The organism is Alsobacter sp., from assembly GCF_059501845.1.
In genome coordinates, this window is sequence record NZ_JCACDK010000017.1 from 155,209 (window position 1) to 168,044 (window position 12,836).

Sequence of the window (12,836 nt, forward strand, 5' to 3'; positions counted from 1 at the left end):
GGGTTACACCATGTGCTGGATGAGTTCGACCTGCTGGGGCTTGTGCCCCGGCACGGCCTGGAAACGCTCGGTGATGCGGCCGTCGCGCATGACGAGGATGCTGTGGGACAGGCCGATCGTCTCCTCCAGCGTATCGGCGGTGAGGAGCACGGCGACGCCCTGCTCGCAGAGATCCCTTACGAGCGCGTAGACGTCCTGCTTGGCGCCGACGTCCAGGCCGCGGGTGGGATGGTCGAGGATCAGGACGCGGACACCGGCCTCGATCCATTTGGCGAGCACCACCTTCTGCTGGTTGCCGCCTGAAAGGCTCGAGCAGGGCAGCATGGGATTGGGCGGCCGGATGGTGAGGCGCTTGACCCATTTCTCGGCGGTCCCGCGCTCGTTGCCGCCGAAGAGGAAACCGCCCTTGGAGAACTTGCCGAGCGCCGGAAGCGTCATGTTGTCGGCCATCGTCATCGGAAGGACGAGGCCCTCCGTCCGCCGCTCCTGCGGAACGTAGCCGATGCCGAGCCGCACGGCCTCGCTCGGAGAGCGGATGTTCACCGGCCTGCCGAAGAGTTCGACGGCACCTGACGTGGGCTGCATCAGCCCTGCGAGGGTGCGCGACAGCTCCTCGCGGCCCGAGCCGATGACGCCGGCGATGCCCAGCACCTCCCCCTCGTGCAGCTCGAAGCCGATGTCGGAATAGTGGCCCGCGGAGGTGAGCCGGTCGACCTTCAGGGCCACCTTGGCGGCCGGCGGTTTCTGCCGGTCCTCGCGGTAATACTCGGTGTGCTGCTCCTGGCCGACCATGAGCTCGTGCAGGCGGTGAACACTCGCCTCGCTCGTCGGCATGTGCGCAACGACCTCGCCGTCGCGCAGCACGTAGATGCGGTCGGAGAGGTCGAGGATCTCGTCCAGCCGGTGCGAAACGAAAACGAAGGAGGCACGCGAGCGCAGCGCCCTCACACGGTCGAAGAGGATGTGGATCTCCGCCTGCTCGAGCACGGAGGTGGGCTCGTCGAGGAACACGACGAGGTCGTCGCGCCCGTCTTCCTCCAGCGTCAGCGCCTTGGCGAGTTCCACCATCTGGCGCTCGGCGAAGCTCAGCAGCTCCGTGCGCTTCATCGGGTCGACGCGCACCTGGACCTTGTCGAGCTGGCGGGCGGTGGCGTCCCGCATCGCCTTCCAGTCGATCACGCGGCGGCGCAGGAACGCGTCCTCGCGGCCGAGATAGATGTTCTCGGCGACCGAGATGTTGAGCAGCAGCGACTGCTCCTGGTGCACCATGGCGATGCCCGCGGCGGCCGCGTCCACCGGCGAGCGCAGCGTCACCGGCTTGCCGTTGCGCAGGATCTGGCCCGAGTCCGGCTGGTAAACCCCGCTCAGGATCTTCATCAGCGTCGACTTGCCGGCGCCGTTCTCGCCGACGAGGCCGATCACCTCGTTGGGATAGATCTCGATGTCCATGTCCTTCAGCGCCTTCACGGCGCCGAAGGTCTTGGAGATGCCCTTGAGCTGCAGGAGAGGGGCGGTCATTTCACAATCTTCGCGCGCGTGCGGTCGAGCGACAGCGCCACCGCGGTGATGATGAGCAGGCCCTGCACGCCCTGCTGGCCGTAGGACGGCACGCCGACGAGCACCATGCCGTTCTGCAGCACCATGACGAGCAGCACCCCGACGACGCTGTTGAGGATGCCGCCGACGCCCCCCGTCAGCGCCGTGCCGCCGACGACGACCGAGGTGATGACGGTGAAGAGGTAGCCCTGCGCGATCAGCGCCTGGCCCTGCCCGTACTGGGCCACCGCCAGCGCACCGCCGAGCCCGTAGAAGGCTCCCGCCAGCGTGAAGAGACCCATGCGCACCCGCTCGATCGGCACGCCCGAGAGCTTGGCGATGTCCTCGCCGCCGCCGAGCACATAGGCCCAGCGGCCGAGCCGCGTGTAGTTCTGCACGAAGAGCGCCACAAGGACGGCGGCGATCGCGACGAGGATGGCGACGGGAATGTTGGCGACCCGGTAGAGCGCCATGCCGCGGATGGTGTTGTCGCTGATGCGCACCGTGATGCCGCCGAGGATCAGCGTGGCGAGCCCGATGCCGGCGAAGCCGATGCCGAGGCTGGCGATCAGCGACGGGATGCGCAGCTTCACGTGGATGGCGCCGTTGAGCAGCCCGATCAGCGCGCCGGCGGCAATGGCCAGCGGCACGGCCCAGAGGCCGAGGTCGAACTGCGGGGCGATGTTGGCGACGTTGGCGACGAGCAGGCTCAGCATCGTCGCGGTGACAGCGACCGTGCCCTCCGTCGAGAGGTCGATCGAGCCCATCAGAATGATGAAGGTCATGCCGCAGGCGAGGATCATGGGGATGCTCGCCGCCGTGCCGATGCGGATGAAGTTCGCGATCGACATGAAGTTCGACGACTGCGTCGTGATCGCGATGCAGATGAGGATGAGCACGGCGAGCGGCGCGAAGGCCCGCCAGTCCGTCGCTCTCTTCCGGGTCCGGCTGGGATCGGCGATCGACGACATGGAACTCCTCGCAGGCGGGGGAACGAAGGTCCGCGCCGTGTCACGGCGCGGACCCATTCAAGCACGGGGCGGAGAGGCACGCAGCCCGGTCCGCCCCTCGAAGGCGTCAGGACGGCTGGCGGCCGTCAGAGATAGCGGATCTGGCCCTGCACCCGGCCCCAGAAGTCGTCGTAGTTCAGCTTGGGCGGGGTCTTCTGGGCCTCCATGAAGGCCTTCACGCTGTCCGTCGTCACCGGCACGCCGGTGCCGTAGAACTCGCGATGGCTCTGCGGCTCCTTGGCGATGTCGATCTTGCCGATCTTGGTGTTGTAGGCGAGCGAGAGGCCCATGGCTCCGACCCAGATCGGATCCCAGTCCACCGTGCCGACCATGTCGCCGGCGGCGACCGCCTGAACCGCGGGCGCCGTGCCGTCGATGCCGGTGATCGGGATCTTGCCGTTGAGGCCCTCGGCGCGCAGCGCCTCAATGGCGCCGATCGCCATCTCGTCATTGGCCGCCCAGATGCCCTTGATCTTGTCGCCGAACCGGGTGAGCCAGGCCTGCGTGATCTTGAACGCTTCGGTCGAGGTCCAGTTGGCGACCTGGAAGTCCATCAATTCGACCTTGCCGCCGCTGGCCTTGACCGCCTGCTCCATGCCGGCCTTGCGCTCGATGGCGGGGACGTTGTTGAAGATGCCGCCCAGCCCGACGATGCCGCCTGAACCGCCCATGGCCTTGATCAGCGTCTCGGCCATCAGCTTGCCGTACTGGACGCCGTCGAAGGAGATGTGCGCCACGTAGGACGGGTTGAAGTCCCACGGATGCAGGTCGGCCGGCTTGTTCCAGATGGTGGTGACGGTACCCTTCGCCTTGGCGATCTCCTCGACGATGATGCGGGCGTCCGGGCTGTCGTTCGGGTCGACGCAAAGCGCGAGGTTGCCGCCGCTCTTGGCGATGAGGGCGCGGATGTCGGCGATGCCCTTCTCGCTGTTGCCCTCGGTGACCAGCACCTCGATCGGCATGCCGACCGACTTGGCGAACTCCTGGCCGCCCTTGGCGAAGTTGGCGTGATAGGGGTTGGTGAGCGAGCGCAGCGAGATTGCGAGCTGCACCTTGTCGGCTGCGAAGCCCTTCGAGATGAAGGGCATGGGCAGCGCGGCGGCGCCTACGAGGCCGGCGCTCGCCTTGATGAGCGAGCGGCGGCTGATGCCGGATGTAACGATCTTGGACATTGGCGTTTCTCCCACTGGTTGGGCGCGAGGCCCGTCGACGTGCAGCCGGTTCGTCCGGCCGTTTTGTAAGTAACCAGTTAGTTCATACTCCGACGCACGAACCTGCCTGTCAAGGACGGGCAGGTTGGGCGCCGTCTCGCGCCGGGCGATGCGCCCGGCGGATTCCCTAGGCTCCGACAGCGGCGAGCGCGGGGGCCGCTGCACGGTTTCCGCGGATCATGTCCGAGGCTTTCTCGCCGATCATGATGGACGGTGCATTGGTGTTGGAGGAGACGAGACTCGGCATGACCGAACTGTCGCAGACGCGCAGCCCGTCGATGCCGATGACCCTCAGCTGCGGGTCGACCACGGCCATCGGGTCCGACCCCATCTTGCACGTCCCGACCGGGTGATAGGCAGAGCGGGCGTTGGCGCGCACGAACTTTTCGTAGTCCGCATGCGTCCTGACGCCGGCGTCGGGGATGAAGGCCGCCTTCACGTATTTCGAGAAGGCCGCCGCGGTCATGATGTCCTGGCTCACCTTCACACCGTCGATGGCGCGCTCGAGATCGTAGGGGTCGGCGAACGAATTGGGATCTATCAGCGGTGCCGCGCGCGGGTCGGCGGATAGCAGCGTGACCGAGCCGCGCGAGCGCGGGCGCAGATGGTAGGAATTCAACGTCACGCCATTGCCCGAGGGGACATCGCCAATGCCCTTCTCGACCCCGGCCCCGGCCAGGAAATGGAACTGCAGGTCCGGCGTCGGCGCCGTCCGGTCGCTCCACCAGAAGGCGCCGCCTTCCACGATGTTGGACACCACCGGGCCCTTGTTGAAGGCTTTCCACTCGATGCCGGCCCACAGCATCCAGTGCTTCTTCTTGTACTTGTCGAAGGAGTAGGGGCCGGTGAGCTCGTAGACGACGTCGGTCGCCATGTGGTCCTGCAGGTTCTGCCCGACGCCTGGCAGGTCGTGCAGCGGCGTGACGCCGACCGCTTTCAGATGGTCGGCCGGGCCGATGCCCGACAGCATCAGCAGCTTCGGCGAACCGATGGCGCCGGCGGTGACGATGACCTCGCGGTCCGCCCGCAGGATCTCCTTGCCCTGCGAACCCGAGAGTTCGACGCCAACGGCACGCTTGCCGTCGAGCACGATGCGGGTGATCAGCGCGTCCGTGCGGACCGTCAGGTTGCGACGGTTCTTCGCCGGTCCGAGATAGCCCACGGCCGCGCTGCAGCGCCGGCCGTTGCGCGTCGTCGTCTGGTAGACGGCGCAGCCCTCCTGCCTTTGGCCGTTGAAGTCGGGATTGTACGGCATCCCGACCTGCTGGCAGGCCTGCACGAAGACACGCGTCAGCAGCGCCGGGTTCGGCGTGGTGACGCCGAGCGGCCCGCCATTGCCATGATACGGGCCGGAGAGGAGGTCGTTGTCCTCCGACCGGACGAAGTAGGGCAGCACGTCGCGGAACGTCCAGCCGGGGCAGCCCTCGTCATTGGCCCAGCGGTCATAGTCCTCCGGGCAGCCGCGCGTATAGACCTGCGCGTTGATGGAACTGCCGCCGCCCAGCACCCGGGCCTGCGGATAGATCATCACCCGGCCTTCGACGTTGCGGTTCGGCGTCGTCTGATAGCCCCAGGTCAGCGGGCCGCCCGTCATCTTGAAGAAGCCGACGGGCATGTGGATGTAGGGGTCGCGGTCGACCGGGCCGGCCTCCAGCAGGGTCACCGTGACGTCCCTGTCCTCGGTCAGGCGCGCGGCGATGGCGCACCCGGCCGAGCCGCCGCCCACGACGATGTAATCGGGCATGGCCTTCTCCCTAGTTCTTCTTGTTTCCGTCCGTGCCGGCCGACGCCGAGGCGTCGCCGGGGAAGGACGGGCTTCGTTTCTCGCGGAAGGCCGCGATACCCTCCGCGCCATCGGGGCTGGCGCGGCAGGCGGCTGCGGCCAGCTCGTGCAGGCCCTCAGTTTCGCGCACCGGCGAGACCGCCGCCAGCAGTCTCTTCGCGGCACCTGTCGCGACGGGGGAGCGGGCACGCGCCGCCTGCACCATGCGGTCCGCCTCGGCCGGCAGCCCGTCGGCGTGCACGACGGCGTCGACGATGCCCCAGTCGAGCGCCGTGGCGGCATCGATCGTCTCGCCCAGCAGGATCATGCGGCGAGCCCGGGCGAGCCCCGCCAACGGCACCAGGCGGGCGGCTCCGAGCCAGCCCGGAATGGCACCGATGCCGGTTTCGAGAAAGCCGAGCCTGACGTGATCAGCGGCAACACGAAAATCCGCGGCCAGCGCCAGCTCGAGCCCGCCCCCGAAGGCGTTCTCGCCGAGGACGGCGATGGTCACCGCGTCGAGCGCGGCGAGGCGTGAGAAGACGCGGTTGCCGTCGCGGATCCAGCGCCGGCCCATGTCGGTGGGAGACAACGCGCTCCAGTCGCGGATGTCGGCGCCCGAGGAGAACGCGCCGGCCGTCTCGGCCTCGATCAGCACGGCGCGAATGCCGCCCTCACGCTCGATCCGCGCCAGCGCCGCATCTAGCTCGTCCAGCATGGCCGCGGTCAGCGCGTTCCGGCGGCGCGGATGAGCCACCCGGATGCGCGCCACGTCACCCTGCAGCGCGAGACCGATCGTTGCGACGTCCATGCCGTCCCGGGCTCCAGAACCGCCTGTCATTTGGGGGGAAGAGGCTCCCGTGGCGGGGCCCCCGTCGGCTTGACTCGCTTGTAACCATCTAGTTAGTTCTTTGCAACGGACATGGCCCTTGCGGGCGCTCCGGCGTGGCCGCGGCCGAGCGGCGCAATCAGAAAAACGAGACTGCGAGCGGGGGAGGAGATCCATGGATCCGGCAGCCAAGGTCCGCTTCGGGCGTGCTCCACTCGATGTCACGCAAATGGGGTTCGGCGCCGCGCCGATCGGCAATTTTCTCAAGCCGATCAGCGAGGAAGAAAGCGCCGCCATGGTCGATGCGGCCTGGAATTCCGGCCTGCGCTATTTCGACACCGCGCCGCTCTACGGCCACGGGCTGAGCGAGGCGCGCCTCGGCGCCGCGCTCCGCTGGTATCCGCGCGAGGAGTTCGTCGTCTCCACCAAGGTCGGTCGCGTCCTGAAGCCGGCCCGCCGCTCCGAGATCGACTTCAAGCCCTGGGTCGACGGCCTGCCGTTCCAGCTGCAGCTCGACTATTCCTATGACGGCGTGATGCGCTCCTTCGAGGACAGCCTGCAGCGCCTCGGGCTGCAATATGTAGACATCCTCTTCGTCCACGACGCCGACGTGTTCTCGCACGGTCCGCACCGGCAGCCGGGGCTGTTCGAGGAGGCGATGGAAGGCGGCTGGCGGGCCCTCTCGCGCCTTCGCGCCGAAGGGCTGGTCAAGGCCATCGGCTTCGGCGTCAACGAATGGCAGGTCTGCCACGAGGCACTGAAGCGCCGCGACGTCGACTGCTTTCTTCTGGCCGGGCGCTACACCCTCCTCGAGCAGGAATCCCTCGACGAGTTCCTGCCGCTTTGCGAGAAGCGCGACGTCGCCATCGTGCTCGGCGGCGGCTTCAACGGCGGCATCCTCGCCACGGGCGCCACGCCCGGCGCAAAGTACAATTACGCCCCGGCTCCCGACCACATCATGGATCGTGTCCGCCGCATGGAGGCCGTCTGCGAGCGCCACAACGTGCCGCTGAAGGCTGCCGCCTCGCAATTCGTGCTGGGCCATCCCAGCGTTGTCACGCACATCCCCGGCACGCGCACCGTGGCGCAGCTGGAGGAAAACGTCGCGATGTTCAGGACGCCCGTGCCCCAGGCGCTCTGGGACGAGTTGAAGGCCGAAGGCCTGCTGCGGCAGGACGCCCCGACACCATAGGTCCCGGGCAAGCGAGTGGGCCTGCCGCGCTCAGCACATGCCCTGCAACCGCTCGCCGCAGACGGCCAGCACCTCCTCGGGATCCCGTTTCCACCAGTTCGCGGCGGAGAAGATCTCGACTTCGGTGCGGCCTGAGTAGCCAGCCGTCTCGACCATTCCCCGGATAGCAGGGATGTCGATGACGCCGTCGCCCATCATGCCGCGGTCGAGCAGCACTTCTGCCGTGGGCGAAAGCCAGTCGCAGACATGGAAGGCGGCGATGCGCCCTCCGGCCCCGGCGCGTGCGATCCCGGCCGCGAGGGCCGGGTCCCACCAGACATGGTAGACGTCGGCGGCAACGCCGATGCCCCCTGCCCCATCCGGATCCAGCCGGTCGCAGATGTCGAGCGCCTCGGCCAGGGTCGTCACGCAGGAACGCTCGGCGGCGTAGACGGGGTGCAGCGGTTCCACCGCCAGCGTCACGCCCAGAGTGCGCGCGGCGTCCAGGAGCGCCGCGATGCCCTCCTCCACCTGCCGGCGGGCGGCCGGGAGGTCCCGCGAGCCGGCAGGCAGCCCGCCGACCACGAGCACGTAGCAGGACGCGCCAAGGTTCGCTGCGTCCCGCAGGGCCCGGCGATTGTCCTCGACCGCCGCAGCCGCACCGGCGGCGTCTGCGGCTGGAAAGTAGGTGCTGCGGCAGTAGCCCGTGACGGAGAGCCCTGCGTCGCGAATGCGCTTGGCGATGGCGGCAACGTCATGCCCCTCCACCTCCCGCCGCCACGGGGCGATCCCGCCATAGCCGTGCCGTGCCACGCGCTCGACGATGGCCTCGATCGGCTCGCGATGGCCGAGCGTGGCGGTGTTGATTGAGCAGAGGTCGAGCCGGCCGGCGAGATTGCGCATGCGGGTCAGAACTTCTGCTGCAGCAGGCCGCCATCGACCGGGATGGGCAGGCCGACCGTGTAGGGCAGCAATCCCTGCGCTGCCGTCAGCGCCACGCGGGCCACGTCCCCGGGCTCGCCCCAGCGCCGCTCGGCAAGGCCGCCGCCCTCGATCAGGCCGTCATAGCGGGCGCGGGAGGGCGCAGTCATCTCGGTGGCGATGAGGCCGGGCTGGATTTCGTAGACACCGATGCCGTGGTCGGCGAGGCGGAGCGCGAAGAGGCGGCTCGCCATGGAGAGCCCTGCCTTCGACACGCAATACTCGCCCCGCAGGATCGAGGCGGCGACGGCGTTGGAGGAGGTCACCGTGACGATGGAGCGGTGGATAGCCTCCCGCGCCGGTGCGGCCAGCATGGCCCGGGCGACGGCCTGCGTCAGAAAGAATGTGCCCCGCGTATTCACCGCGAGGCAGCGGTCGTAGCTCTCCGGCGTCACGTCCAGCAGGTCGCCCCGCGACAGCACCGACACGCCGGCATTGTTGACGAGGCAGTCGACGGGACCGAGCGTCCCGCTCACCCGGGCCAGGCATTCAATATGGCTCTCGATATCGGCGAGGTCGAAGGCGAACGCTTCCGCCTGCGCCCCATGCGACCTGCACTCCTGCGCGGCCGAGACCAGGTCGTCCCCCCGTTCGAGGTCGGCCAAGGCGACGTCGAAGCCGCTGGCAGCGAACAGCGTCGCGATGGCCCGGCCGATGCCGCGCCGTGCGCCGGTGACGAGGGCGACCGGACGGCCGCTCACGCCACCCTCCCCGCCAGCAGCTCGCGGGCGATGATCGAACGCTGGATCTGGTTGGTGCCTTCGTAGATCTGGGTGATCTTGGCGTCCCGGTAAAGCCGCTCCACGGCGAAGCCCCTGATGTACCCGCTCCCCCCGAAGATCTGCACCGCATCGGCCGTGCGCGCCACCGCGACGTCTCCGGCGAAGCACTTGGCCATCGAGCAGGCCATGGTGGCGGGCCCGCCGCTGTCGAACGTCTCGGCGGCATGATGCACGAGAAGCCGCGCGGCAGTGATGTCCTTCGCCATGTCGGCAATCATCCACTGCAGCCCCTGGAATTCGGCGATGGCGCGGCCGAACTGCTTGCGGGTCTTGGCGTAGTCGAGCGCCTCGTCCAGGCCCGCCTGAGCGATGCCCACCGCAAGTGCGGCGATGCCGATGCGGCCCTTGTCGAGCACGCTCATCATGATGGGAAAGCCCTTGCCTTCCTCTCCGAGCAGGGCCTCGGGCGGCAGTTCCACGCCGTCGAAATGCAGCGCACCCACCTGCGAGGCGCGCTGGCCCATCTTGTGCTCCTTCGGCCCGCGGCTCACGCCTGGCCTGTCGAGCTCGACGATGAAGATGCTCATGCCCCGCTTGCCGGCTTCCTTGTCGGTGCGGGCGAGGACGAAGCCGACATCGGCGACGGGGGCGTTGTGGATCCACAGCTTGGAGCCGGACAGGCGCCAGCCACCGGCCGTCTTCTCGGCGGTGGTCCGGATGCCGGAAACGTCGGTGCCGGCCTCCGATTCCGTGATGCAGTAGGCCGGGCGGTGGCGAAAGGCGAGCATCGGCGCCATCCAGCGGTCCTGCTGCGACTTCGTGCCGTGCACGGTCAGCAAAGTGCCGGCGAGCTCGTAGAGCCCGCACTGGTCGGCCACCGAGGCGTAGCCGCGCGACAACTCCTCCATGACGACGGCATAGGCGAGCGCATCCATCCCCGCGCCGCCGAGTTCGGCCGGAACCGTGATGCCGAAAAGCCCCAGCTCCGCCATCTGCGCGTAGATGTCGGCCGGGAAGGTCTCCTCGCGATCGAGTTCCTCGGCCCGTGGACGCACCACCTCTTCGGCGAAGCGGCGGGCGGCGTTGCGGATGTCCTCGTGCGTCTCGGAGAGCTTCATCGCGGTCTCCTGCCGCCGCGCCAGGCGGTCCGGCGGCTTGCCGGTGAAGCGCGGACAGGCTAAGTAACTATCTAGTTATTCCATAAGTCGCCCCACCCGCCCGGTCAAGCGCGGCGCGGCCGGGCGGCCCTGCGGAAAGTCTCGCGACCATGGGCCCCTTCGATGTCTCCAAGCGGATCCGCAGCGCCGAGGAGGCAGCGGCCGGGATCCCCGACGGCGCTACTATCGCCGTTTCCGGCAATGGCGGCGGCATGATCGAGGCCGACACCGTCCTCGCAGCCATCGGCAGGCGGTTTCTTGAGACGGGCCATCCACGCGGCATCACGCTCGTCCACGCACTCGGGATCGGCGACGGCGCCGGGTCCGGCATCGGGAGGCTGGCGCATGAAGGGCTGGTGAAGCGGGTCATCGGCGGGCACTGGTCGTGGTCCCCGGCCATGCAGAAGCTCGCCGCGGACAACCTCATCGAGGCCTACTCGCTGCCGGCCGGCGTGATCATGACCCTGTTGCGCGAGATCGGCGCGGGCAGGCCGGGCGTCATCACCCATATCGGCCTCGGCACATTTGCCGACCCGCGCAACGGCGGCGGCCGCATCAATGCCCGCGCTACCGACGATATCGTTGAGCGCGTCAGCTTCGACGGGCAGGACTGGCTCCGCTACAAGCCGTTCAAGGTGGATGTCGCCATCCTGCGCGGCTCGCTTGCCGACCCCCACGGCAACATCAGCCTGCGGCACGAACCCGTGGACATCGACGCCTACGCCGTGGCGCTCGCCGGCCGCAACAGCGGCGGGCAGGTGATCGTGCAGGTGAAGGGTCTCGCCGACGGCAACATCGTGCCGGCCCGGCTGGCGCGCATTCCGGGCATCCTCGTCGACAGCATCGTCGTGGATCCCGCCCAGAGGCAGTGCCAGATCGCCGACTTCGACCCCGCCATCAGCGGCGAGATCCCGGGCGAGGAGGCGCCGGATCCCGCGCCTCCGACGGGCATCCGCCGCATCGTGGCCGCCCGCGCGGCGCGCGAGCTGAAACCCGGCCTATCCGTTAATTTCGGATACGGTATGCCCGGCGGCATCCCCGGGCTCGTCGCCGAGCGTGGCGAGCACGGCACCTTCTGGGGCTCCGTCGAGCAGGGCATCCACAACGGCCATATGCTGGACGGGCCGATGTTCGGGGCTGCGCGCTTTCCGCAGGCGATCCTGTCCTCGGTGGACCAGTTCGACTTCTACAGTGGCGGCGGCGTCGACGTGGCCTTCCTCGGCATGGGCGAGCTCGACGGCGAGGGCAACGTCAACGTTTCGATGCTCGGCCCCACGGTGGTCGGGCCGGGCGGGTTCGTGGACATCACCCAGGGGGCGCGCAAGCTCGTCTTCTGCGGGACCTTCGAGGCCAAAGGGCTGGACGTGGTGGAGACCGGCGGACGCATCGAGGTGCGCACCCCGGGCTCGGTCCCCAAGCTCGTTTCGAAGGTCCGGCACATCACGTTCAGCGGGGCGCGGGCCCGCGAGCGCGGGCAGGAGGTGCTCTACGTGACGGAGCGGGCCGTGTTCCGCCTGGCGCCGGAGGGGATCGAGCTGATGGAGGTCGCGCCGGGCATCGAGGTCCAGCGCGACGTCGTTTCGCGCATGGGTTTCCAGCCCATCGTCGGCGACGTGCGGGCGATGCCGCTCGGCTGAGGTCAGTCCTGATTGCGGCGGACGATGCGCAGAACAGTGTCGATGTTGAAGGCGAGCCGCTCGTCCAGGGCGTCCTTAACCGCGAGATCGCGCCCGTAGATCAGCGAGCCCGTGTAGCGGTTGGTGAGGTAGTAGTAGCCGATCGCAGCGACGGTGATGGTGAGCTGGATCGGGTCGATGCCTCGCCGGAACAGCCCCGCCGCCTCGCCGCGCTCCAGGATCCTGGCCATCAGATCGGGAAAATCGGCATGCAGCTCGTGGAACCGCGCGGAATCCTCCAGGTGCCGTGCCTTGTGCAGGTTGGCGCTGTTGACGAGCGCCACGAACTCCGGGTTCTCGAGATAGTAGGTCCAGGTGAATGAGATCAGGCGCCGGAGCGCCTCGTCCGGCGGCAGAGCGTCGAGGTCCAGGTTGCGCTCTGCCGTGCGAATGTCGGCATAGGCCTCTTCCAGCACGGCCCGGAACAGGTCGTCCTTGTCGCGAAAGTAGTGGTAGATCATGCGCTTGTTGGCGCGGGCACGCTCCGCGATCTCGTCGACGCGGGCACCGCCGAGGCCAAGACGGGCGAACTCGGCCCGGGCCGCCTCCAGGATGCGCGCCCGCGTGGCGTCTGCATCGCGCTGGCGCGCCTGAGGCTGGGCAGCGCGGGAAGCGACACTCCGCCGCGATGCGCTGCTCCCGGTCGCGGGTTTTCCGGCTTCTCCTGCCCTGCCGCGCTGCGGCATTTGCTGCCCGGCCTCTCGCTTTACTGGCATCCGACGCCCCCGCCGGTTCCGGCCCGGCCGGACCCTGCACACCTAACGCACTATCCGGTTAGTTA

11 protein-coding genes are annotated in these 12,836 nt (G+C 68.5%); 2 read left to right on the forward strand and 9 right to left on the reverse strand.

Annotation, left to right across the window (positions count from 1 at the left end; translation table 11 throughout):
• Positions 1-3: 3 nt before the first annotated feature.
• From AC5JCN_RS14250 to AC5JCN_RS14270, 5 genes are all read right to left on the reverse strand, one after another.
• Positions 4-1,518: a sugar ABC transporter ATP-binding protein gene (locus AC5JCN_RS14250; RefSeq protein WP_495755730.1), complete on the reverse strand. Its 1,515-nt coding sequence runs from the start codon at positions 1,516-1,518 to the stop codon at positions 4-6.
• On the reverse strand, positions 1,515-2,507 hold the full coding sequence (locus tag AC5JCN_RS14255) for an ABC transporter permease (RefSeq protein ID WP_495755731.1): 993 nt from the start codon (positions 2,505-2,507) through the stop codon (positions 1,515-1,517). Before AC5JCN_RS14255 ends, AC5JCN_RS14250 begins: the two co-directional genes overlap by 4 nt.
• Positions 2,508-2,632: 125 nt before the next feature.
• The gene (locus AC5JCN_RS14260; protein ID WP_495755732.1) at positions 2,633-3,718 is read right to left on the reverse strand and encodes a sugar ABC transporter substrate-binding protein; all 1,086 of its coding nucleotides are present in this window, start codon (positions 3,716-3,718) and stop codon (positions 2,633-2,635) included.
• A 166-nt stretch (positions 3,719-3,884) separates the two neighbouring features.
• A complete protein-coding gene (locus AC5JCN_RS14265; RefSeq protein WP_495755733.1) occupies positions 3,885-5,501 on the reverse strand; it encodes a GMC family oxidoreductase in 1,617 nt (538 codons plus the stop codon).
• 10 nt (positions 5,502-5,511) lie between these two features.
• On the reverse strand, positions 5,512-6,330 hold the full coding sequence (locus AC5JCN_RS14270) for an enoyl-CoA hydratase/isomerase family protein (RefSeq protein WP_495755734.1): 819 nt from the start codon (positions 6,328-6,330) through the stop codon (positions 5,512-5,514).
• Positions 6,331-6,523: 193 nt separating this feature from the next.
• Here AC5JCN_RS14270 and AC5JCN_RS14275 point away from each other — a divergent pair, with 193 nt between their 5' ends.
• A complete protein-coding gene (locus tag AC5JCN_RS14275; RefSeq protein WP_495755735.1) occupies positions 6,524-7,540 on the forward strand; it encodes an aldo/keto reductase in 1,017 nt (338 codons plus the stop codon).
• Between the two features lie 30 nt (positions 7,541-7,570).
• On the opposite strand, the gene AC5JCN_RS14280 is transcribed toward AC5JCN_RS14275, so the two are convergent.
• From AC5JCN_RS14280 to AC5JCN_RS14290, 3 genes are read right to left on the reverse strand one after another with little or no spacing between them, the layout of a single operon-like run.
• Positions 7,571-8,422: a sugar phosphate isomerase/epimerase family protein gene (locus AC5JCN_RS14280; RefSeq protein WP_495755736.1), complete on the reverse strand. Its 852-nt coding sequence runs from the start codon at positions 8,420-8,422 to the stop codon at positions 7,571-7,573.
• A 5-nt stretch (positions 8,423-8,427) separates the two neighbouring features.
• The gene (locus AC5JCN_RS14285) at positions 8,428-9,201 is read right to left on the reverse strand and encodes a 3-ketoacyl-ACP reductase (RefSeq protein ID WP_495755737.1); all 774 of its coding nucleotides are present in this window, start codon (positions 9,199-9,201) and stop codon (positions 8,428-8,430) included.
• Positions 9,198-10,340 (reverse strand): acyl-CoA dehydrogenase family protein, encoded by a 1,143-nt coding sequence (locus AC5JCN_RS14290; RefSeq protein ID WP_495755738.1) that lies wholly within the window; start codon positions 10,338-10,340, stop codon positions 9,198-9,200. The genes AC5JCN_RS14285 and AC5JCN_RS14290 overlap by 4 nt, the downstream gene beginning before the upstream one ends.
• 149 nt (positions 10,341-10,489) lie before the next feature.
• Between AC5JCN_RS14290 and AC5JCN_RS14295 the strand changes: the two genes are divergently transcribed.
• Positions 10,490-12,016: an acyl CoA:acetate/3-ketoacid CoA transferase gene (locus tag AC5JCN_RS14295; protein WP_495755739.1), complete on the forward strand. Its 1,527-nt coding sequence runs from the start codon at positions 10,490-10,492 to the stop codon at positions 12,014-12,016.
• Between the two features lie 2 nt (positions 12,017-12,018).
• Here the strand turns inward: AC5JCN_RS14295 and AC5JCN_RS14300 are convergent, their stop codons facing one another.
• Complete coding sequence (locus AC5JCN_RS14300) at positions 12,019-12,771, reverse strand: TetR/AcrR family transcriptional regulator (protein WP_495755740.1); 753 nt, start codon at positions 12,769-12,771, stop codon at positions 12,019-12,021.
• Positions 12,772-12,836 lie beyond the last annotated feature (65 nt).

Excerpts from the sequence above, each read along its gene's own strand:
- AC5JCN_RS14275 (WP_495755735.1), top strand. The coding sequence starts at position 6,524 with ATGGATCCGGCAGCCAAGGTCCGCTTCGGGCGTGCTCCACTCGATGTC.
- AC5JCN_RS14280 (WP_495755736.1), bottom strand. The coding sequence starts at position 8,422 with ATGCGCAATCTCGCCGGCCGGCTCGACCTCTGCTCAATCAACACCGCC.
- AC5JCN_RS14255 (WP_495755731.1), bottom strand. The coding sequence starts at position 2,507 with ATGTCGTCGATCGCCGATCCCAGCCGGACCCGGAAGAGAGCGACGGAC.
- AC5JCN_RS14290 (WP_495755738.1), bottom strand. The coding sequence starts at position 10,340 with ATGAAGCTCTCCGAGACGCACGAGGACATCCGCAACGCCGCCCGCCGC.
- AC5JCN_RS14260 (WP_495755732.1), bottom strand. The coding sequence starts at position 3,718 with ATGTCCAAGATCGTTACATCCGGCATCAGCCGCCGCTCGCTCATCAAG.
- AC5JCN_RS14270 (WP_495755734.1), bottom strand. The coding sequence starts at position 6,330 with ATGGACGTCGCAACGATCGGTCTCGCGCTGCAGGGTGACGTGGCGCGC.
- AC5JCN_RS14295 (WP_495755739.1), top strand. The coding sequence starts at position 10,490 with ATGGGCCCCTTCGATGTCTCCAAGCGGATCCGCAGCGCCGAGGAGGCA.
- AC5JCN_RS14265 (WP_495755733.1), bottom strand. The coding sequence starts at position 5,501 with ATGCCCGATTACATCGTCGTGGGCGGCGGCTCGGCCGGGTGCGCCATC.
- AC5JCN_RS14300 (WP_495755740.1), bottom strand. The coding sequence starts at position 12,771 with ATGCCAGTAAAGCGAGAGGCCGGGCAGCAAATGCCGCAGCGCGGCAGG.
- AC5JCN_RS14250 (WP_495755730.1), bottom strand. The coding sequence starts at position 1,518 with ATGACCGCCCCTCTCCTGCAGCTCAAGGGCATCTCCAAGACCTTCGGC.